Annotated in this window: 13 protein-coding genes and 1 tRNA gene; 9 read left to right on the top strand and 5 right to left on the bottom strand. The window is 74.1% G+C overall.

Annotation, left to right across the window (positions count from 1 at the left end):
• The first annotated feature begins 160 nt into the window (after positions 1 to 160).
• A complete protein-coding gene (locus JNW98_RS06630) occupies positions 161 to 1543 on the top strand; it encodes an NAD(P)/FAD-dependent oxidoreductase (RefSeq protein WP_223767137.1) in 1383 nt (460 codons plus the stop codon).
• Positions 1544 to 1803: 260 nt separating this feature from the next.
• Positions 1804 to 3114, top strand: coding sequence for an SAM-dependent methyltransferase (locus JNW98_RS06635; RefSeq protein ID WP_223767138.1), 1311 nt, complete (start codon positions 1804 to 1806; stop codon positions 3112 to 3114).
• A 57-nt stretch (positions 3115 to 3171) separates the two neighbouring features.
• On the opposite strand, the gene JNW98_RS06640 is transcribed toward JNW98_RS06635, so the two are convergent.
• Both JNW98_RS06640 and JNW98_RS06645 read right to left on the bottom strand, forming a co-directional pair.
• Positions 3172 to 5688: an ABC transporter permease gene (locus JNW98_RS06640; protein WP_223767139.1), complete on the bottom strand. Its 2517-nt coding sequence runs from the start codon at positions 5686 to 5688 to the stop codon at positions 3172 to 3174.
• Positions 5689 to 5742: 54 nt separating this feature from the next.
• Positions 5743 to 6525, bottom strand: a complete 783-nt coding sequence (locus JNW98_RS06645; protein WP_223767140.1) for an ABC transporter ATP-binding protein — start codon at positions 6523 to 6525, stop codon at positions 5743 to 5745.
• 462 nt (positions 6526 to 6987) lie between these two features.
• Between JNW98_RS06645 and JNW98_RS06650 the strand changes: the two genes are divergently transcribed.
• Positions 6988 to 7070: transfer RNA gene (locus JNW98_RS06650), tRNA-Leu, on the top strand.
• A 109-nt stretch (positions 7071 to 7179) separates the two neighbouring features.
• Here JNW98_RS06650 and JNW98_RS06655 read toward each other — a convergent pair.
• Positions 7180 to 7785: a TetR/AcrR family transcriptional regulator gene (locus JNW98_RS06655; RefSeq protein ID WP_223767141.1), complete on the bottom strand. Its 606-nt coding sequence runs from the start codon at positions 7783 to 7785 to the stop codon at positions 7180 to 7182.
• Between the two features lie 343 nt (positions 7786 to 8128).
• Between JNW98_RS06655 and JNW98_RS06660 the strand changes: the two genes are divergently transcribed.
• From JNW98_RS06660 to JNW98_RS06675, 4 genes are all read left to right on the top strand, one after another.
• On the top strand, positions 8129 to 9154 hold the full coding sequence (locus JNW98_RS06660) for a fumarylacetoacetate hydrolase family protein (RefSeq protein ID WP_223767142.1): 1026 nt from the start codon (positions 8129 to 8131) through the stop codon (positions 9152 to 9154).
• On the top strand, positions 9151 to 10386 hold the full coding sequence (locus tag JNW98_RS06665) for a thiolase family protein (protein ID WP_223767143.1): 1236 nt from the start codon (positions 9151 to 9153) through the stop codon (positions 10384 to 10386). The genes JNW98_RS06660 and JNW98_RS06665 overlap by 4 nt, the downstream gene beginning before the upstream one ends.
• Positions 10387 to 10490: 104 nt before the next feature.
• Complete coding sequence (locus JNW98_RS06670; protein WP_223767144.1) at positions 10491 to 12095, top strand: AMP-binding protein; 1605 nt, start codon at positions 10491 to 10493, stop codon at positions 12093 to 12095.
• The gene (locus JNW98_RS06675) at positions 12092 to 12892 is read left to right on the top strand and encodes a cyclase family protein (protein WP_223767145.1); all 801 of its coding nucleotides are present in this window, start codon (positions 12092 to 12094) and stop codon (positions 12890 to 12892) included. Before JNW98_RS06670 ends, JNW98_RS06675 begins: the two co-directional genes overlap by 4 nt.
• Positions 12893 to 13014: 122 nt before the next feature.
• Here JNW98_RS06675 and JNW98_RS06680 read toward each other — a convergent pair whose 3' ends face one another.
• Together JNW98_RS06680 and JNW98_RS36520 are read right to left on the bottom strand one after the other, a co-directional pair.
• Entirely contained in the window at positions 13015 to 14088 is a 1074-nt protein-coding gene (locus tag JNW98_RS06680; RefSeq protein WP_223767146.1) for a hypothetical protein, read from the bottom strand.
• 177 nt (positions 14089 to 14265) lie between these two features.
• On the bottom strand, positions 14266 to 15012 hold the full coding sequence (locus JNW98_RS36520; protein WP_308015504.1) for a TetR/AcrR family transcriptional regulator: 747 nt from the start codon (positions 15010 to 15012) through the stop codon (positions 14266 to 14268).
• A 344-nt stretch (positions 15013 to 15356) separates the two neighbouring features.
• Between JNW98_RS36520 and JNW98_RS06695 the strand changes: the two genes are divergently transcribed.
• Both JNW98_RS06695 and JNW98_RS06700 read left to right on the top strand, forming a co-directional pair.
• Positions 15357 to 16178, top strand: coding sequence for a helix-turn-helix transcriptional regulator (locus JNW98_RS06695; protein ID WP_223767147.1), 822 nt, complete (start codon positions 15357 to 15359; stop codon positions 16176 to 16178).
• 238 nt (positions 16179 to 16416) lie between these two features.
• Positions 16417 to 20472: a type I polyketide synthase gene (locus JNW98_RS06700; RefSeq protein ID WP_223767148.1), complete on the top strand. Its 4056-nt coding sequence runs from the start codon at positions 16417 to 16419 to the stop codon at positions 20470 to 20472.
• Positions 20473 to 20512 lie beyond the last annotated feature (40 nt).

A 20512-nucleotide genomic window follows, 5' to 3' on the forward strand; every position in this document is an offset into this window, starting at 1 on the left:
GTCCAGCTCAGCGGGGGTGGTCAACGCGTTTCAGGGCCCGGTGGTTCCCTGGGGAGAGTATGGCGTCGGTCACGTGGGCGGCGCAGTGTAGCAGACAGCGCCCCGCGTCTTGTGAAGGGGCGCACGAGCACCCCTTCGGGGTGTGCTGGATACTCGAATCATGAGCACCACGGAGCGTCCACGGATCCTCGTAGTAGGCGGTGGGTACGTCGGCCTGTATGCGGCGCGTCGCATCCTGAAGAAGATGCGGTACGGCGAGGCGACCGTCACGGTCGTCGACCCGCGTTCGTACATGACGTACCAGCCCTTCCTCCCCGAAGCAGCGGCCGGCAGCATCTCGCCGCGTCACGTCGTGGTGCCGCTGCGACGTGTGCTCCCCAAGGCGGAGGTCCTCACCGGCCGCGTCACCACCATCGACCAGGACCGCAAGGTCGCCACGGTCGCGCCGCTCGTCGGCGAGGCCTACGAGCTGCCCTTCGACTACCTGGTCATCGCGATGGGCGCGGTCTCCCGTACCTTCCCGATCCCCGGCCTCGCCGAGAACGGCATCGGCATGAAGGGCATCGAGGAGTCCATCGGCCTGCGCAACCACGTCCTGGAGCAGCTGGACAAGGCCGACTCGACCACCGACGAGGAGATCCGCCGCAAGGCGCTCACCTTCGTCTTCGTCGGCGGCGGCTTCGCCGGCGCCGAGACGATCGGTGAGGTCGAGGACATGGCCCGCGACGCGGCCAAGCACTACCGGAGCGTGAAGCGCGAGGACATGCGCTTCATCCTGGTCGACGCCGCCGACAAGATCCTCCCCGAGGTCGGCCCCAAGCTCGGCCAGTACGGCAAGGAGCACCTGGAGAGCCGCGGGGTGGAGATCCACCTCTCGACGTCCATGGACTCCTGCGTCGACGGTCACGTCGTGCTCAAGAACGGCCTCGAGGTCGACGCCAACACGATCGTGTGGACCGCGGGCGTCAAGCCCAACCCGGCGCTGGCCCGCTTCGGCCTGCCGCTGGGCCCGCGCGGCCACGTGGACACCCAGGCGACCCTCCAGGTGCAGGGCACCGACTACATCTGGGCCGCGGGCGACAACGCCCAGGTCCCGGACCTCGTCGGCCGCAAGGCGGGCAACGAGAACGCCTGGTGCCCGCCGAACGCCCAGCACGCGCTGCGCCAGGCCAAGGTCCTCGGCGACAACGTGGTCTCCGGCATGCGGGGCTTCCCGCAGAAGGAGTACAGCCACGCCAACAAGGGTGCGGTCGCCGGTCTCGGCCTGCACAAGGGCGTCGCGATGATCGTCATGGGCAAGATGAAGATCAAGCTCAAGGGCCGTCTCGCCTGGTACATGCACCGTGGCTACCACGGTCTGGCCATGCCGACCTGGAACCGCAAGATCCGCATCTTCGCGGACTGGACGCTGGGCATGTTCCTCAAGCGCGAGGTCGTCTCGCTCGGCGCCATGGAGAACCCCCGCGAGGAGTTCTACGAGGCCGCCAAGCCCGCTCCGCGGCCGGCCGACGCGGTCCCGACCCAGAAGGCCAAGGCCGGCTGAGTCTCCCGCCGGCGGTACAGGCGGCATCAGCTCAAGGGCGTCCACCAAATCCGTGGGGTGGGCGCCCTTCGGCGTACCCGCACGCCGTCGCGCGCTCCCGTGCTCGGCCGTCGTGGCGATTTCCGGGCCCTGGCGCGAAGGTGACGCACTTCCGCAGGGAAGGACTACAGCACCGCTCGCCGGTGTTTAGGTGTCAGATGAATCAATCTTCTGACCGTCCTTTCCGGATCTCCTGACACTGCATCACGGAGGTGTGCGACATGGCCCAGGCCGCCCGACGGCTCGCCGACCTCGCGGAACAGGTACTGGGGGCGCCGCTCCCGGTCCGCCTCCGCGCCTGGGATCGCAGCGAGGCGGGTCCGCCCGGTGGGCCGGTGCTCGTCGTCCGCAACCGCCGCGCCCTCCGCCGCCTGCTCTGGAAGCCGGGCGAGCTCGGCCTCGCCCGTGCCTGGGTGGCCGGGGACCTCGACGTCGAGGGCGACCTGTACGCGGCCCTCGACCTGCTCGCCGAGTCCATCTGGGAGCGCGGCGAGGAACCCGCCCGCCGCTCCGGCCCCGCCGCCGCGCTGGCCGCCCTCCGGGACCCCGTGACGCGCTCCGCGGGCCGCGAGCTGCTGCGGCTGGCCCGGCCCTGGGCGCCGCCCGCGCCGCCCCCGGAGGAGGCCCGCAGGACGTCCGGCCGACTGCACAGCCTCCGCCGCGACAGGCAGGCCATCAGCCACCACTACGACGTCGGCAACGCCTTCTACGAGCTCGTCCTCGGCCCCTCGATGGTCTACTCCTGCGCCTACTGGGAGCCCGAGGGCACCCTGGAGGACGCCCAGCGCGCCAAGCTCGACCTCGTCTGCCGCAAGCTCGGCCTGGCCCCCGGGACCCGCCTGCTCGACGTCGGCTGCGGCTGGGGCTCGATGGTGCTGCACGCCGCCCGCGAGTACGGGGTGAGCGCGGTCGGCATCACCCTCTCCGAGGAGCAGGCCGGCTACGCCCGCAAGCGGATCGCCGAGGCCGGGCTGACGGACCGGGTGGAGATCCGCGTCCAGGACTACCGCGAGATCTCCGACGGGCCCTTCGACGCGATCTCCTCCGTCGGCATGGCCGAGCACGTCGGCCGCGAGCGCTACGCCGAGTACGCCGCCGACCTGTACGCCCTGCTCCGGCCCGGCGGCCGGCTGCTCAACCACCAGATCGCCCGCCGGCCGCTGCGGGACGAGGAGGCGTACCGGGTCGACGAGTTCATCGGCCGCTACGTCTTCCCGGACGGCGAACTCGCGCCCGTCGGACGCACGGTGGCGCAGCTGGAGGAGGCCGGGTTCGAGGTCCGGGACGTGGAGGCGCTGCGCGAGCACTACGCGCTGACGCTGCGGCAGTGGGTGGCCAACCTGGAGGCGCGCTGGGACGAGGCCGTGCGGCTGACCTCGCCGGGCCGGGCCCGGGTGTGGCGGCTCTACATGGCCGCCTCGGCGCTGTCCTTCGAGCGCAACCGGATCGGCGTCAACCAGGTGCTGGCCGTACGGACCCCCGGATCCGGTGATCCGGGACTGCCGCTGCGCACCCGGGAGTGGCGGGCCTGAGACGCCGGAGGGCCCGGCTCCGATCGTGGAGCCGGGCCCAGCGGGCGGTGGCGGCCGTCAGTCGGCCTTGATGGCGGAGAGCATGTTCAGCCGCGCCGCCCGGCGGGCCGGCCAGAGCGCCGCCAGCACGCCGACCAGAGCGGCCAGCAGCAGGAAGACGCCCATCCGGCCCCAGGGCAGGGTCAGCTCGTAGGTGGCCAGTTTGGTGCCGATCTGCTCGCCCGCGGCCCAGCCGAAGAAGACGCCGAGGACGATGCCCAGCACTCCGCCGAAGAGCGAGATGACCAGCGACTCCAGGCGGACCATCCGCTTGATGCCGCCGCGGTCCAGGCCGATGGCCCGCAGCATGCCGATCTCCTGCTGGCGCTCGAAGACCGACATGGCGAGGGTGTTGACGACGCCCAGCACCGCGACGATCACCGCCATGGCGAGCAGGCCGTAGAGGATGTTCAGCATCATGTTGATCATCTGCGCGATCTCGCGGGAGATGTCGTCCTTGTCCTGGACCTTGATGGCCGGGTTGTCGCCGAGGGCCTTGCGCAGCGACTTCTTGGCCGGGGCGCTCGCTCCCTTGTCGGTCTTGACCAGGACCTGGCGGTCGACGAGGTCGGGCATGTGCGGGTTCAGGGTCCGGTGGTCGACCATGATCCCCTTGAGCATGTCGTTGCCCTTGAAGATCCCGCCGACGGTCAGCCGGCCCTTCTTGCCGTCCTCGTAGGTGACCTCGAAGGACGAGTCGGCCTTCCAGTGGTGGTTCTTGGCCGTCGAGTCGTCCACGATCACCCGCTGCCGCTGGGACAGCGCCGCGTACGAGCCGGACGTGAAGTCGACGTGGGTGAGCTTGCCGATGCTCGCGGCGTCCACGCCGGTCAGGTACTCGTGGTCGCCGTCGATGCGGGCGGGCGACTCGCGCAGGGCGCTGACGGCGGTGACGCCGGGCGCCGTGGCGAGCTTCCGGGCGATGTCGGGGGAGAGGTCGTTCATGTTGGCCATGACGACCACGTAGTCGGCCTTCAGCGAGTCGGCCGCCATCTTGTCGACGGCCTTCTGGACGCTGCCGCCGATGACCGTGAGGCCGGTGATCAGGGTGAGGCCGATCATCAGCGCGGCGGCGGTCGCGGCGGTGCGGCGCGGGTTGCGGACCGCGTTCTGGCCGGCGAGCTTGCCGGGCATCCCGAAGCGGCGCAGCACCGGTCCCGCGGCGGCGATCAGCGGGCGGGAGAGCAGCGGCGTCAGCACGAAGACGCCGATGAGCAGCAGGCCCGCGCCGACCCCCAGGCCGGCCTCGTCGCCCGCCGTGACGGAGACCGCGGCGCCCGCGGCCGTGAGGAGCGCGCCGATGGTGTTGCGGACCACCAGGGACTTGGTGGTGGCCACCGCGTGGACGCTGTTCATGGCGGCCACCGGCGGGATCCTCGCGGCGCGCCGGCCCGGCAGCCAGGCGGCGAGCATGGTCACCAGGATGCCGACGGCGAGGGAGGAGACGATCGCGGACGGCGGGATGACCAGCGGGCCGTCCGGCATGGTGTCGCCGGGCATCAGGGCCTTCATCCCGGCGCCGATGCCGATGCCGGCCAGCAGACCGGCGACGGCCGCGACCGCGCCGACGACGAACGCCTCGACGAGCACCGAGCGGGTCACCTGGCGGCGGCTGGCGCCGACGGCGCGGAGCAGGGCGAGTTCCTTGGTGCGCTGGGCGACCAGCATGGTGAAGGTGTTGGCGATGATGAAGACGCCGACGAAGAGGGCTATGCCGGCGAAGACCAGCAGACCGGTCTTCACGCCGTCCATGCCCTGGGCGATCATCTCGGCCTCGTCGTCCGCGAGCTTCTTGCCCGTGGTGGCCTCGGCGTCACGCGGCAGGATCTTGTCGACTTCGGCCTTCAGCTTGTCCTGGGACGTGCCGGGGGCGGCCTTGACGTCGATCTGGTTGAACCGGCCCGGCTTCGTGAAAAGCTTCTGGGCGGTGGCGGTGTCGAAGAGGGTGAGCGTGCCGCCGGCCGTCACCTGGCCCTTGTCGGTGGTGAAGACGCCGGTGATCTTCTGGTTGAGGACCGGGCCGCGGACGGACATCCGGACGGTGTCGCCGACCTTGAAGCCCGCGCGCTCGGCGGTCTTGGTGTCGACGGCGATCTCGCCGGCGCGCTGCGGCGCCCGGCCGGACGTCAGCGGGTAGCGGGCGTCCTTGCCGTCCTTGCCGGGGAAGTAGTTGGAGCCGGCCCGGGAGAAGCCCTGGCCCACCAGCTCGCCGTCCTTGCCGGCGAGGTAGGCGTGGCCGTCGACGGAGCCGGTGGCCGAGGCGGCGCCGGGCACCTTCGCGGCCTTGTCCAGCAGGCGCTGGGTGAGCAGCGGGGCCTCGCCGGGCTTGCTCTTGTCGCGGTCCTCGACGTGCGGCTGGACCGCGACGTCGATGCCGGCGTAGCCCTTCTCGGAGCTGCTCTGAAGGGCGTTGGAGAAGGTCTCGGTGAAGACGAGGGTGCCGGAGACGAAGGCCACGCCGAGCATCACGGCGAGGACGGTCATCAGCAGCCGGGCTTTGTGCGCGAGGACGTTGCGCAAGGCGGTACGGAACATCGGGTCAGGTGTCCTGGGAGTCGGGGGCGGGCGCGGGCGCGGGCGCGGGCTGGCTCAGCTGGTCCGGCCCTTGGCGTCGAACGCCTTCATGCGGTCCAGGACGGCGTCGGCGGTCGGCTCGTACATCTCGTCGACGATGCGGCCGTCGGCGAGGAAGACGACGCGGTTGGCGTAGGAGGCGGCCACCGGGTCGTGGGTGACCATGACGACGGTCTGGCCCAGTTCGCGCACGGAGTTGCGCAGGAAGCCCAGGACCTCGGCGCCGGAGCGGGAGTCGAGGTTGCCGGTGGGCTCGTCGGCGAACATGATCTCGGGGCGGCCGGCGAGGGCGCGGGCGACGGCGACGCGCTGCTGCTGGCCGCCGGAGAGCTGGTTCGGGCGGTGCTTGAGCCGGCCGGAGAGGCCGACGGTGTCCACGACGGTGTCGAGCCACTGCCGGTCGGGCTTGCGGCCGGCGATGTCCATCGGCAGCGTGATGTTCTCCAGGGCGTTGAGCGTGGGCAGCAGGTTGAACGCCTGGAAGATGAAGCCGATCTTGTCGCGGCGGAGCTGGGTGAGCTTCTTGTCGTTGAGCGCGGTGAGCTCGGTGTCGCCGATCCGGGCGGAGCCGCCGGAGACCGTGTCCAGGCCGGCCATGCAGTGCATCAGCGTGGACTTGCCCGAGCCGGACGGGCCCATGATCGCCGTGAACTCGGCCCTGCGGAAGTCCACGGAGACGGCGTCCAGGGCGACCACCTGGGTCTCGCCCTGGCCGTAGACCTTGGTGAGATCCGTGGCACGGGCCGCCACCTCGGCGGTGCGGACGGCGGTCGGGGCGCCGTAGGGGCTGGTGGTCACGGGAGGGCACTCCTGTCGGGACGCGGATCGGGACGTGTTTCCATGGTCCTGTCCGGCTGCCCCGTACGGATCAGACCAGGCTCCCGTTCCCGGGCCCCACTCCAGAGGTACGGACGGGGGGCGGGGTCATCCTCCGGTATGAGGGTGCCCGGGGAGTGGGGCCCGGGCGGCACCGGATCGGGGGGAGTGCGGTGACCGCGTGGTGACGGAGGGGGGCGACGGGAGTCGAGATTGCGACAATTCCGTGAGAGTGCCCGGGTGGGGTGGTGAACGGGATGGATCGGCCGCTGGCATGTGCCTATGGCGTCATTGCTGCACTGACAGCTCCTCAGTTGCCCATAAAATAAGACAACCTCTGGTCAGTGTTCCGCTGTTTGGGGGGCGCCACCCGGATAGGCTCATCCTGTTCTCCTCGAGGGAACCCGCGCGCGCGTCCGCGATGCACGCGTGGCCCGAGGGCCCGCCCGGATGGTGGAATGCAGACACGGCGAGCTTAAACCTCGCTGGCCCTTCGGGCCGTGCCGGTTCGAGTCCGGCTCCGGGCACATCCGCACGTTCACCGTTCGCCTGTGGGCGGGCGCGTGTGCCCGGCGACGGGCGCGCTCCGGCCGTCCGGCCAGTGGTTTCGGCCCGCGCGCCCTACGCCTGCGCGCCCTACGCCCGCGCGTCCGGCGCCGGTCCGCCGCCCGCCAGCTCGAAGAGGGTCCTGAGCGCGGCGAACGCCTCCGCCCGGTCCACCAGGCCGTCGAGGCCGTGCAGCGTGTTCACCCCCACGCCGCTGCCGAAGACCAGCGAGGCCAGGCTCTTGGCGTCCGGCAGTCCCGGAGTGCCCGCGGTGATCCGCTCCAGGTAGCCGACCCAGACCCGGCGGGTGCCCTCGTAGCCCTTCACATAGGCGTCGCGCAGCGGCCCGGGGCCGCCCATGACCTCCGGCAGGACCGTCGCGAACACCCGGCCGCAGGAAGCGTCCACCACCGAGAGGTGGGCGTCGAGCAGGGCGTCGAAGGTGAGCGGCCCGGACTCCGGGAGCACCCGGCGGTACTCCTCCTCGGCGCTGCGGAACGCCTGCCCGATCACCTCGACGATCAGGCCCTCCTTGGAGCCGAAGTGCCAGGCGACCGAGCCCCGGCTGATGCCCGCGCGGTCGGCGACGGCCTGCACGGAGGCGGCCCGCGGGCCGCCCTCGGCGACCAGTTCCGTCGCCGCCTCCAGCAGCCGCCGGCGGCTCTCCCGGGCGGACTCCTCACGACGACCAGTCATGCGGGGATTGTTCCACGGGCGGTACCGGCCGCCGAAGGGCCGGGGAGCCCCGGTTCTCCGTCCCGTGTCCGGAAAACCGGTTCCTGCACACCACTTGACGGTCTGTGCCGGGCGTTCAACGATTGGACCACCGTCCAGTTTTCGCGGGTGAGCGGAGCCGGGGACCTTGAATGCCCTGGCGCACGGCGGCTCGCACCGCAGAAGTGGCGGGACACGTTCCGAGCCGCACGTCTTCCCGTACCGCTCAGCGCCGGCCCCGTGCCGGTGTCTTCACGCCATCCCCGGGCCTCCCCGTGCACCCGTCCGTCCGCCCGGGACCACCGACCGCACGATCGGAGCCGTCATGCGCCTGATCACGTTCGTAGGCAAGCACTCCGCCGGGCTGCCCCCGCCGGGCCGGCCCCACGCCGGCGTCCTGCTGGACGGCGACGCCGCGGACGGCGCCGTCCTCGACCTCACCGCCGCCGCGCCCGACGACCCGCGCCTCGCCTCGCTCCAGGCCCTGATCGAGTCCGGCGAGGCCGGCCTGGACCGGGCGCGGGAGCTGTGCGAACGCCGGCCCGGCGAGGCCGTCCGCGCCCGGGACGAGCTCCGGCTGCTGGCACCGCTGCCCCGCCCGGTACGGCTGCGCGACTGCGGGTTGTTCATCGCCCACCTGGAGAGCGGGCTGCGCGAGCTGGCCCGGCGGCAGGCCGCGACGGCCGAGGACCCGGCCGCCGCGTTCGAGGAGCTGATGGCCAGCGGGAGGTTCGACCTCAGCCCGCTGTTCCGGGAGCGGGTCATGTACTACACGGCCGACCACCTCTGCGTGAGCGGGCCGGAGGCCGAGATCACCGCGCCCGCCGGGGCCCGGGAGCTGGACTTCGAGCTGGAGTTCGCGGCCGTGCTGGGGCGGGCCGGCCGGGACGTGAAGCCCGCCGACGCCCCCGCCCACGTCTTCGGCTACACCGTCTTCAACGACTGGAGCGCCCGCGACCTCCAGGCCGTCCTCATGCGGGCCGGCGTCGGACCGTGCGAGGGCAAGGACTTCGCCGGCTCCAACACCCTGGGGCCCTGCATCGTGACCCGCGACGAGCTCCCCGACCCGTACTCCCTCACCATGACCGCCCGGGTCAACGGCGAGGAGTGGTCGCGCGGGACCACCGACGGGATGGAGCACAGCTTCGAGGACGCCGTGGTGCACCTCAGCCGGGACCGCGCGGTACACGCCGGGGAGGTCCTCGGCTCCGGAACCGTGCCGTCCGGCACCGGGTTCGACCTCGGCCGGCACCTGGCGGACGGGGACGTGGTGGAGCTGGAGGTCGAGGGCATCGGCGTGCTCCGCAACACCGTCCGGGTGCCCGCGGCGCCGGACCCGGGCCGGTCATGAGCGACGCGTACGTGCTCGGCGTCGGCCGCACGGCGTACGGCCGGTTCCCCGGCCGGACCGTCGGCGCGCTCGCGGGCGAGGCACTCGCCCTCTGCCTGGCCGACGCCGGCGTCGAACCGGCCGCCGTGGAGGCGGTGTTCTTCGCCAACGCCACCCAGGGCGCCCTGGAGGGGCAGCACTTGGTGCGCGGGCAGGTGGCGCTGCGGGACGCCGGGATGGCGGGCGTCCCGGTGTTCAACGTCGAGAACGCCTGCGCCTCCGGGACCGCCGCCGTCCACCTGGCGGCCACCGCGGTCCGGGCCGGGGAGGCGGACGTCGTCCTCGCCGTCGGCGCCGAGCGGATGTACGGCGCCGACGAGGAGCGGCTGGGCGCCGCCTTCCACGGCGGACTCGACGTCGCCCGGTGGGAGGAGGGGCTCAAGGCGCTGCGCGAGGCGGCCGGGGCGGAAACGGCGCCCGCGGGGCGGCGCTCGGTGTTCATGGACGTCTACGCCGCGCTCGCCGCCGACTACCGCCGCCGCCACCCCGGCCTCACCCCGCGCCGGCTCGCCGCCGTCACCGCCAAGAACCGGCGGCACGGCGCCCTCAACCCGCGGGCCGCCCGCCGCGAGGCGCTCACCGTGGACGAGGTACTGGCCGCGCGGACCATCGTGCCGCCGCTGACCCAGCCGATGTGCGCGCCCATCGGGGACGGCGCCGCGGCCGCCCTGGTCTGCTCGCCGGCCGCGGCCCGCCGGCTCGGCGCCGGCCGGGCGGTACGGATCCGGGCGAGCGTCGTCGCCTCCGGCACCGGCCGGACGCTCGACGAGGAGGCCCGCCGGATCACCCGCCTCGCCTCGGCCGCCGCCTACGAACGGGCCGGGCTCGGCCCGGCCGACGTCTCGCTCGCGGAGGTCCACGACGCCACCGCCATCGGCGAGGTGCTCCAAGTGGAGGCGCTGGGCCTGGTCCCGGCCGGGGAGGGCGCGCACGCCGCCGAACGCGGCGAGACGGCCCTCGGCGGCCGGCTGCCGGTCAACACCTCCGGCGGCCTGGAGAGCAACGGCCACCCCGTCGGCGCCACCGGCGTCGGCCAGATCCACGAACTCGTCACCCAACTGCGGGGCGAGGCCGGCGACCGCCAGGTCCCCGGCGCCCGGATCGGCGTCGCCGAGAACGGCGGCGGCTTCCTGGGCTTCGAGGAGGCCGCGGCGGCGGTGGTCGTCCTGGAGGCACCGGGGAGGCGGCCGTGAGGGGCGGGACTGTGGGGAACGGGGCAGCGGGGGACGGGCCCGTGCCGGGCGGCGCGAGGGCGCAGGGTGCCGGGCCGGGTACGGACGCCGGGCCGGTGATGGGCGTGAGGGCGGTGCCGGGCGCCGGCGCGCCCGAGGGCGCGGCCGGAGGCGCCAACGTCGCGGACCTGCTGCACCGGGCCGCCGCCGAGGCGCCGGACGCGCCCGCCGTGTGCGAGGGGGCGGACGTCGTCCGCGACTACCGGGAACTCGCCGGGCGGGCGGCCGCGATCGGCGGGGCGCTCCTCGGCGAGTACGGCCTGCGGCCCGGCGACCGGGTGGCGCTGGCCATGCGGAACACCCCGCTCTATCCGGAGGTGCTGTTCGGCGTCTGGTGGGCCGGGCTGGTGGCGGTGCCCATGAACGCCCGGCTGCATCCGCGGGAGTTCGCGCAGCTGGTGGAGGACTGCGGCGCGCGGGTCTGCGTCGCCACCGGCGAACTGGCCGGCCCGCTCGGCGGGCAGGGGCTCGGTCCGGCCGCGCTGGTGGCCGTCGACGAGCTCTCCGGGACCGCCGGGCGGCCCGGACCGCCCGCCGAGGTGGCGGCCGACGCGCCGGCGTGGCTGTTCTATACGAGCGGCACCACCGGCCGCCCCAAGGGCGCCACCCTCACCCACGGCAACCTCCGGGCCGCCACCGACAGCGCGCTCGCCGACATCGGGGACGGCGTCGACGCGTCGATGCTCCACATCGCCCCGATGTCGCACGCCGGGGGCCTCTTCGGCCTCGCCCACGTGGCGCGCGGCCGGGCCCAGGTCTTCCCCCGGGGCGGCGCGGTCACCGCGGACACCCTGGCCGAGGCGCTGCGCGCGTTCGGGCCGGTCACGTTCTTTGCGGTGCCGACGATCCTGCGCCGCCTGCTCGACCCGGACCTGCTGCCCGACGCGCTCGTCCCGCGCGTGCACCGCGTCCTCTACGGCGGCGCGCCGATGTACCGGGAGGACCTGGAGCGGGTCGTCGCCCGCTTCGGCCCCGGACGGCTGTGGCAGGGCTACGGGCAGGGCGAGTCGCCCGGCACCATCACCCACCTGCGTCCCGAGGACCACGCCGGGGACGATCCCGAGGCGCTCGGGCGCCGGCTGGCGGGCGTCGGCCGGGCGCGGACCGGCGTCGAGGTACGGGTCGCGGATCCGGACGGGCGTGACGTGCCGGCCGGGACGACCGGCGAGGTGCTGGTCCGCGGGGCCACCGTGATGTCCGGCTACTGGAACGCGCCGGAGGCCACCGCCCGTACGCTGCGCGGCGGCTGGCTGCACACCGGCGACCTGGGCCGGCTGGACGCGGACGGCTTCCTCACCCTCGTCGACCGGGCCAAGGACCTGGTCATCTCCGGGGGTTCCAACATCTACCCCCGGGAAGTGGAGGAGGTCCTGCTGCGCCATCCCGCGGTGGCCGAGGCCGCGGTGGTCGGCGCGCCGGACCCCGAGTGGGGGGAACTGCCCGTCGCCTTCGTGGTGCGGGCCGACGGCGGCGCGGCGACCGGTGACCTCGGCGCCGCCCTGGAGGCCCACTGCCTCGACCACATGGCCCGCTTCAAGCGGCCGCGCCGTTTCCTGTTCGTGGCCGCGCTGCCCAAGAACAGCTACGGAAAGGTGCTCAAGACCGAACTGCGGGGGCTGATCGGCCGGCCCCCGGAAGCCGACAACCGGAGAGCTGGTACCGCGACATGAGCCGCATCGTCGACCTCACCTCCCCCATCGACCCCCGTGACCTCGACCTCGTCCCGGAGAGCATGCCGGACCTGGCGCTGGTCGTCGCCCCGCGCATGGACTACCACACGCACGACGAGTGGGGCCGGGACTTCATGGTCGCCTCCTTCGGGTGCGACCCCGACGACCTGCCCGGGCGCGAGGGCCCGGCCGGGGAGGTCATGCACGAGATCAGCACCCACTGCGGGACACACGTGGACGCCCCGCTGCACAGCGGGCGCATGTGCGAGGGCCGTCCCTCCCGCACCCTCAGCGACATCTCCCTGGAGGAGCTGTACCGGCCGGGCATGGTCCTCGACGTCCGGCCCTGGGCGAAGCCGGGTGAGGCCATTCCCGTCGAGGCCCTGAAGCAGGCCATCGCGGCGACCGGGCGGGACGTCGAGCCGGGGGACGCGGTGCTCGTCAGGACCGGGCAGGAGCGGTACCGGCTGGGCGATCCCGAGTACTTCGCCTATCCGGGCATGTCCGGGGCCGGGACGCGGTACCTCACCGGGCTGGGGGCCACCGTGCTGGGCACGGACGCCATCGGGTGGGACCGGCCTATTCCGGCGATGCGGCGGGCTTTTGAGGAGACGCGCGATCCCGGGCACATCTGGGACGGGCATTACGCGATCCAGGACAAGGAGGCGTTCATCGTCCAGCAGTTGGTGAATCTGGGGGCGCTTCCGGCGACCGGGTTCATGGTCGGGTTCTTCCCGCTGAAGCTGACGGGGACGAGTGCGGCGCCGGCTCGGGTGGTGGCGTTCTTGGAGGGGTGAGCCCCTGACCCGCCGGGCGGGCGTTTCAGCCCGTCCGGCGTCTCAGGACCGCGCGCGCAGCGCGCTTCGGGGGTGCGGGGGCGCAGCCCCCGCAAGAAACGGTGAAGGGGCGGGGCTGGGGCTCAAGAAGCCGGCGTCGCAGCCGCCGCGGCCCGCCGGGAGCCCACGGCGAAGGCCACGAGCCCACCGACCAGCCAGCAGGACAGCACGGCCAGAGCACGCCCACACCCGGCGCCATCGAAGAAGGCCGTCGACCGCAGCAGAGTGCCACCCGCACCGGGCGGCAGGAACTGCCCGAACGTCCCCCACCCGGAGGGAAGCCACTCCGGCCCGGAGGCGAGACCGGACAGCGGATTGCCAAGGAAGATCATCATGGCGGCGCCCAGGCCCAGCCCCGGCCCCCCGAGCAGCGCGTGCAACCCCATGATGGTGACGGAAGTGGCCGCCGTGTTGAAGGTGACCGCCAGGGCGATCAGCGCGTAGTCGCCGTCCGTCACCCCGAACCCGTACTGGAGCACGGCGCTGAGGACGAAGCCGGCGAGCACGGAGAAGCCGAGGGAGGCGGCGGCCCGCTGGGCCGGCCGGCGGAGCAGCATCACGATGGCGACGGTCGCCAGGTAGCCGCCCAGGACCAGGGGCAGGGCGCCGGCGGCGAGCCCCGCCGCGTTGGGGTCGTCGTCGGTCGGCGGGTGCAGGTCGTGCACGGCGACGGAGGGTCGGGGCGCGGACGGGTCGAGGGACGGCGCGAGGGCGCGCAGGGTGGCGGCGACGGAGGGGCCGGCCGTGGTGGCGACGAGCACCTCGGGCTTGTCGCCCGGCGTCGCGCCGAGGACCACCGCGCCGTACGCGTCCCGGTCGTCGATCCGCTGCCGGGCGGCAGCCGCGTCGGGCACCTTCGTGACGCGGAAAGCGCCGGGCCGGGCCTCGGCGAGCCGGTCCGCGACCCGGTCGGCCAGCGGCCCGGGGCCGGCGACCGCGATCGGCACCTCGTGCGGCCCGGAGTTGATCGCCGGCAGCGCGAAGGCCGTCAGCATGGCGGCGAGCAGGGCGGTGAGCCCGACGATCAGCACCGGGACCTTGCGCCACCCGGCCGCCGCCTCGGCGGCCGGGTCGGGGGGACCGGCCGCGACGCCCTGAGGCTCTTCGGTGGGGGCGGCGGTGGCGCCGGCCGTGTCAGTGGGTGTCGTACGGGACATGGGAGTTCCCCTCGGGGCGGGTGACGTGCTCCTGGTGCCGTGCTGTGTGGCTGACGTGCTGTGGTGCCGACGTTCCGTGGGAGTACCGGCGGAGGCCGCGGCCCCGCGCGCCCTCCGCCGACGCCGCGCGCGGGGAGGTGCCGAGGCATACCGGGGGCGTACGGGCGGGCGGACCGGTCAGGGGTCGACGCGCACGCGCTCCAGTTCCCGGCGCACCGCCTCGGCGACGGGCGTACGGGATCCGGTGCGCACCCAGTGCTCGAAGGTGAGCCGGGTGGTGGTGAAGGCGACCGTGGCGGCGAGCAGCGGGTAGAGGTCGCGCTCGGGGTCGGTGCCGGTGCGGCGGGCGATCTCGGTGGCCAGGGTGGCGGCCATCCCGGCCTCGAACCGCACCTGTTCCGCGGCCAGCTGGGAGTGGGTCAGGGCCAGCCGGGCGCGCAGGATGGTGCCGGGGTCGTCGGCGGAGAGCGCGTCCAGCGCGGTGGCGAAGGCGTGCGTGAGGGCGTCCCACAGCGGTTCCTCCGGCGGGCGGGCGGCCAGTGCCGCGCGGACGTGCTCGGCCCGTTCGGTGCCGGAGGCCATGACGGCCTCCTCCTTGCTGGAGAAGTAGTTGTTGAACGTCCGGGCGGAGACGCCGGCCTCGGCCGCGATGTCCTCGACCCGGACGGCTTCCCAGCCCCGCTCGGCGGCGAGCCGCAGCGCCGCGCGGCCGAGCGCCGTCCGCGTGGCCCGCTTCTTCCGCTCCCGGAGCCCGGTCGCCGGCAGCTCCGTCGCCGACCGGGCCCCCGTCGACCGGGCCCCCGTCGACCGGGCCCCCGTCGACCGGGCCCCCGTCGACCGGGCCCCCGTCGACCGGACCGTCGCCGACCCCGCCGGCCCGGCGGGCTCCTGCTGTGCCGCCGTTCCCGCGGCCGTGGTGCTCATGCCCCTCACCTTACAGAAACGTGCGCACCCCGCAAGTTTGCGTGGCGCGCAAGAAAACCCCGGGTGAAGGGTGCGTCGTCGGCCGCCTGGCCGAATCCCAACTGTCGGGCCACTACGGTGCGTTGACGCTCGAACGCTACGGTATGTAGCGTTACCGATCGGTAGGGTTGTGATCGCAGGGGGCGGCGGGGAGAGAAGAGGCGGGAGTGGCGGGCGGACCGGACGTCCGGCGGGGCGGCCACCGTTGAATTCCCGACCCTCCCCGGCATCTTCGGTCCTTTACCGGCGGTCACGCCCGCAGCCCGCCATCCGGACGGGATGCAAAGAAACTCACTGGGGCGTGCATGCGTATTCCCAATTCCCTTTACATGGTCCCGGACCCGTGCGACCGGGACATCGCCGAGAACCCGCGGGCGGACGACGACACACCACCCGGAGACGTCGACCAAGTCCTTTTACGGATGCGCCCGCTCATCGAATCCGTGATGCAGAGCACACAGATCCGGGCGCTGGAGGAATCGAGCCTCGCGGTCATCGGCGACCGCGCCGTCGCCGTCGACGCGCTCATCGGCCTGGTGCGCCGGGCGGAGACCTCGGTGACCCTCCTCGTCCCGCCCACCGGCGACGCCCTGCGGCTGGTGGCCGACGCGCTGGAGGCGCTGGCCGACCGGCACCCGGACGACACCCGGGTGCGGATCCTCGCCCCGCCGGAACTGGCCGCGGACGCCCGGCTCGCCGGGCTGGCGACGCTGCTCGACGGCGTGGAGATCCGGCTCGCCGCGGGCGTACGGCACGCGGCGGCCGTCGTCGACCAGCGGGTGGCGCTGGTCAGGGCCGGTGAGGCCACCGTGTTCGGCGCCGAGGCGTCGCTCGTCCGGGCCCCGAGCGTGGTCCGCGCGCTGTACGACATCCTCATGACGGCCTGGTACCGGGCCGCCCCGCTGACCCGCTACCAGCGGCTCCAGGAGTGCCTGGGCCGGGACTCCGGCGTCCGCATCCTGCGCATGCTCGGCGAGGGCTACACGGACGAGGTGGCCGCCCGCGAACTCGACATCTCCGTCCGCACCTACCGCCGCCGCGTCGCCGACATCATGCGGCTGCTCGGCGCCCGCTCCCGGTTCCAGGCGGGCCTCTACGCCGCCGGCGCCGGATTGTTGCGGGCATAAGTACGGGGAGGTGACATCCGTATGACGCGGCGGCAGGAAGCTGCCAGCGCGGGCGGCGGGACGGCGGGGAATTCCGGCCATCCCGCGTACCGCCCGGCAGTTTCCGGACCGGGCCGTTGAACCCCTTCCCGCCGTATCCCAGAGTCGTGACGTATCCGAGAGTCGGAGACCGAATCCGCGCCGGCGCCGGCCGCGCGGTCCCCGGAATCGAGCCGAAATCGAGGAAGTCACGTACACCATGGGCGAATACGACAGGGCGCGGCCCGCTCCCATAGCCGTCGTGGGCATCGGCTGCCGGGTGCCCGGCGCCGACGGCCCGGACGCGTTCTGGCGCTTGCTGACGGACGAGACCTGCACGGTGCGTGACGTGCCGTCGACCCGCTTCGGGCAGCCGTACGAGATCCCGGGGGCGCGCGTCCGCTCCGGACTGCTGGACGACGTGGACCGCTTCGACGCCGCGTTCTTCGGGATCTCCCCGCGCGAGGCGGCGGGCATGGACCCGCAGCAGCGGCTGTTCATGGAGGCCGTCTGGGAGGCGCTGGAGGACGCCGGGCAGGACACCGGCGCCCTGGCCGGCACCCGCACCGGCGTCTGGGTCGGCACCACCAACGTCCACTACTGGGAGCTCCAGCAGTCCGTCGGCCACCCGGACATCCACGCCTCGCTCGGCGCCGGCTCCCGCTCCACCACCACCGGCCGCGTCTCCTTCGCCCTGGACGTCACCGGCCCGGGCCTCTCCGTGGACACCGCCTGCTCGTCCTCCCTCACCGCCCTCGCCCTCGCCTGCCAGAGCCTGGCCGCCGGCGAGTCCACGGTGGCCATCGCCGGCGGCTCCCAGCTGCTGCTCACCAACACCGAGAACCACGGCTTCGTCGACGCGAACGTCTTCTCGGACAACTGCCGCTTCGGTGACGCCAACGCCGACGGCTTCGTGTTCAGCGAGGGCGTCGGCGCGGTGATCCTCAAGCCGCTGGACCGCGCGCTCGCCGACGGCGACCCCGTGCGGGCCGTCATCCGCGGCTGGAGCGTCAACAACGACGGCGCCGGCAGCGACACCATGATCAACCCGGCGCTGAGCGGCCAGCGGCAGATGCTGGAACTCGCCTACGAGCACGCCGGGATCCCGATCACCGACGTCGACTACATCGAGGCCCACGGCACCGGCACCCGCGCCGGCGACCCCGTCGAACTCGGCGCCATCGCCGCCGTCCTGGGCGGTGCCCGCGCGGACCGCGCCGACCGTACGGACCGGACGCCGCTGTTCGTCGGCTCGGTCAAGAGCAACATCGGGCACACCGGCGCCGCCGCGGGCGTCCTCGGGTTGATCAAGACCATCCTCGCCCTCCAGCACCGCACCGTCCCCCGCACCCTGCACGTCACCGAACGCACCACCGCCGTCGACTGGGACGCCGCCGGCATGGACCTCCCGCACGCCGGCGCCGTGCCACTCGCCGCCGAGGGCCGGCCGCTGACCGCCGGGGTGAGCGGGTTCGGCGTCTCCGGGACCAACGTCCACGTCGTCCTCACCGAGGCCGGGCCGGGCGCGGAGCCCGCCGGGCGGCCGGCCGGCGCCGAACGCGGCGCCGCCCACCTGCTGCCCGTCTCCGCCGCCTCCCCGGAGGCCCTGCGGCAGCGCCTGCTGGACCTGGCAGGCCACCTCGAAACCGACGGCCGCGCCACCCCGCTCGCGGACCTCTGCCACACCGCCGCCGTCCGCCGCGCCCACCACGACTGCCGGGCCGCCGTCGTCGGCGACGCGCCCGAGGCGCTGGCCGCCCGGCTGCGCGAGGCCGCCGAGGACGCGTCCGACGCCGGCTACGCGGGCCGCCCGCGCGTCGCCTTCGTCTTCTCCGGCCACGGCTCCCAGTGGATCGGCATGGCCCGCGAACTCATGGACGCCTCCCCGGCGTTCAGCGCCTCCCTGATCCGCTGCGACGAGGCCGTCCGCGCCGAGACCGGCTGGTCCGTCATCGACCGCCTCACCGACGGCACCGACCTGCTGAACGAGACCGTCGCCATCGTCCACCCCGTGCTGTGGGCGGTGCAGGTGTCGCTCGCCGAGACCTGGCGCGCCTGGGGCGTCGAACCGGACGTCGTCCTCGGCCACAGCATGGGCGAATCCGCCGCCGCCTGCGTCGCCGGGGCGCTGAGCCACACCGACGCCGCCGCCGTCGTCTGCCGCCGCGCCCGGCTCATCCGCGACCGCGTCGCCGGCCGGGGGACGATGTCGGTGGCCGCCCTGACCGCCGACGAGGCCGACCGGCTCATCGCCGACCTCGCCGTCGACGTCGCGGTCGCGGCCAGCAACGGCCCCCGCACCACCGTCCTCGCGGGCGAGGTCGAGGGCATCGAGAAGATCAAGGCCGAGCTGGACGCCCGCGACGTCTTCTGCCGCGTCATGAAGGCCGAGGCCGCCTCCCACTGCTCCCAGATGGATCCGCTGCTCGACGAACTCGCCCACGAGCTCCGGGACCTCGCCCCCCGCGCCGGGACGGTCCCGGTCCGCTCCACCGTCACCGGCGAACTCGTCGACGGCTCCGGCCTCGACGCCGCGTACTGGACCCGCAACATCCGCGGCCGCGTCCACTTCCACGAGGCCGTGCTCGCCACCGCCGAGGCGGGCGAGACCGTCTTCGTCGAGATCAGCCCGCACCCCGTCCTCTCCAAGGCCGTCCAGGAGACCCTGGCCGCCGCCGGCCTCCCCGGCACCGCCGTCGGCTCCCTGCTGCGCGACCAGCCCGAGCGCGAGACGCTCCTCGGCCACCTCGGCCGGGTGTACGAGGCGGGGGCGCCCGTCGACTGGACCGCCCTGTACGGCGGCGGCCGCTGCGTCCCGCTGCCCGCCTACCCCTGGCAGCGGGAGAGCCACTGGGTGGAGGACTTGGACGCGCTGCCCCGGACGTACGAGTTCCGGCTGGACGAGCCGGGGACGCCGTTCCTGCCGCCGCCCGCCCGTGACCAAGACCCTGCGGTCGTCCACGGCCCCGAGTGCGTCGAGGCCGCGCGGGCCGCCGTCGCCCGGGCCGCCGGCACCGACGATGTCCGGCTCACCGCCGCCGACATCGGCGAGGCCCTCCTCGTCCCGCCCGGGAAGGCCGCCGTGCTGCGGGCCGTCGTCACGCCGGGCGCGGCGGACGGGGAGTGGGCGTTCACCGTCGAGAGCCGGACCGACGGCACGGCGGAGTGGACCGGGCGCGCCCGGGGCACCGCCTCCGTCGGCCTCGGGAGCGCCGGACACGAGCCGCCCGCCGCCGTGCTCGCCCGCTGCCCCGAGCGCCTGGACGGCGACGCCTTCCGGCGGCGCGTCCCGGCGGCGGGAGCCCTCCGGCCCGTCCTGGAGGAGGTGTGGCTCGGGCAGGGCGAGGCCGTCGCCCGGCTGCGCCGGCCCGCCGGGACGGAACCCCGGCCCGGCCACCCCGTCCACCCCGAGCTCGTCCGGTCGGCCTACCAGCCCGCGCTGGCCCTGCTGCCCGACCCGTCGCTGCTCTCGCCGCACCTGACCGGGTTCGCGGTGACGGGCGAGGCGACCGAGGAACTGTGGACGGTCTGCCGGATCACCGAGGGCGCGGGCGGGGCGCTCGCCCTGGACACCGTCCTCTTCGACGCCGAGGGCCGGGCCGTCGCGGAGGCGAAGGGCATGCCCGTCGGGCGGCACCCGGCACACGACAGGGAGAAACCGGAGCACGTGAGCGAGGACGAGACCGTGGCGACCGAACACGCGAGGGCGGACCAGACGGGCGCCCGGCGGGCCCCCGCCGACACGGCGGACGCGAACACGGCGGATCAGGGTGTCGAACTGACCGGTGAGCTGCGGCTGACGGACCCGGCGAGCGGGTTCGTGATCGAACTGCGCGGCAGCCTGCGCATCACGGCAGGGGCGGTCCGCGGGGAGGCCACGGCCGCTCCGGCGGCTCCCGAGCCCGCCGCGAGGGAGGCGGTACGCGTCACTCCGGCCGCGCCCGCGCCCGTATCCGCGCCCGCGCCCGCACCTGCATCCGCGCCCGCGCCCGCACCTGCATCCGCGCCCGCGCCCGTCGTCCCCGAGGGACCCGCCGCCGACCGCCCGGTCGCCGACCGGGTGGCCGAGCACGTCGCCGAGGTCCTGGGCATGCGCGTGGGCCGCCTCGACGTGAACAAGCCGTTCAACCGGCTCGGCATGGACTCGCTCATGGCCACCGAGCTGCGCAAACGGCTCGAACGGGAGCTGGGCGTCGCCCTCCCCGTGGCCCGCCTGGCCCGCGGCACCACCACCGCGTCCCTGGCCCGGGAGCTGGCGGCGGAGATCCCCGCCTGAAGCACCGGCACCCGCAGTACCGCATGACGCATGTGACGCC

Source organism: Streptomyces huiliensis (assembly GCF_020037025.1).
Lineage (GTDB): Bacteria > Actinomycetota > Actinomycetes > Streptomycetales > Streptomycetaceae > Streptomyces > Streptomyces huiliensis.

Coding starts and splice junctions, on each gene's coding strand:
- JNW98_RS36520 (WP_308015504.1), bottom strand. CDS start 15,012: ATGAGCACCACGGCCGCGGGAACGGCGGCACAGCAGGAGCCCGCCGGG.
- JNW98_RS06640 (WP_223767139.1), bottom strand. CDS start 5,688: ATGTTCCGTACCGCCTTGCGCAACGTCCTCGCGCACAAAGCCCGGCTG.
- JNW98_RS06630 (WP_223767137.1), top strand. CDS start 161: ATGAGCACCACGGAGCGTCCACGGATCCTCGTAGTAGGCGGTGGGTAC.
- JNW98_RS06700 (WP_223767148.1), top strand. CDS start 16,417: ATGGGCGAATACGACAGGGCGCGGCCCGCTCCCATAGCCGTCGTGGGC.
- JNW98_RS06655 (WP_223767141.1), bottom strand. CDS start 7,785: ATGACTGGTCGTCGTGAGGAGTCCGCCCGGGAGAGCCGCCGGCGGCTG.
- JNW98_RS06680 (WP_223767146.1), bottom strand. CDS start 14,088: ATGTCCCGTACGACACCCACTGACACGGCCGGCGCCACCGCCGCCCCC.
- JNW98_RS06660 (WP_223767142.1), top strand. CDS start 8,129: ATGCGCCTGATCACGTTCGTAGGCAAGCACTCCGCCGGGCTGCCCCCG.
- JNW98_RS06695 (WP_223767147.1), top strand. CDS start 15,357: ATGCGTATTCCCAATTCCCTTTACATGGTCCCGGACCCGTGCGACCGG.
- JNW98_RS06675 (WP_223767145.1), top strand. CDS start 12,092: ATGAGCCGCATCGTCGACCTCACCTCCCCCATCGACCCCCGTGACCTC.
- JNW98_RS06635 (WP_223767138.1), top strand. CDS start 1,804: ATGGCCCAGGCCGCCCGACGGCTCGCCGACCTCGCGGAACAGGTACTG.
- JNW98_RS06665 (WP_223767143.1), top strand. CDS start 9,151: ATGAGCGACGCGTACGTGCTCGGCGTCGGCCGCACGGCGTACGGCCGG.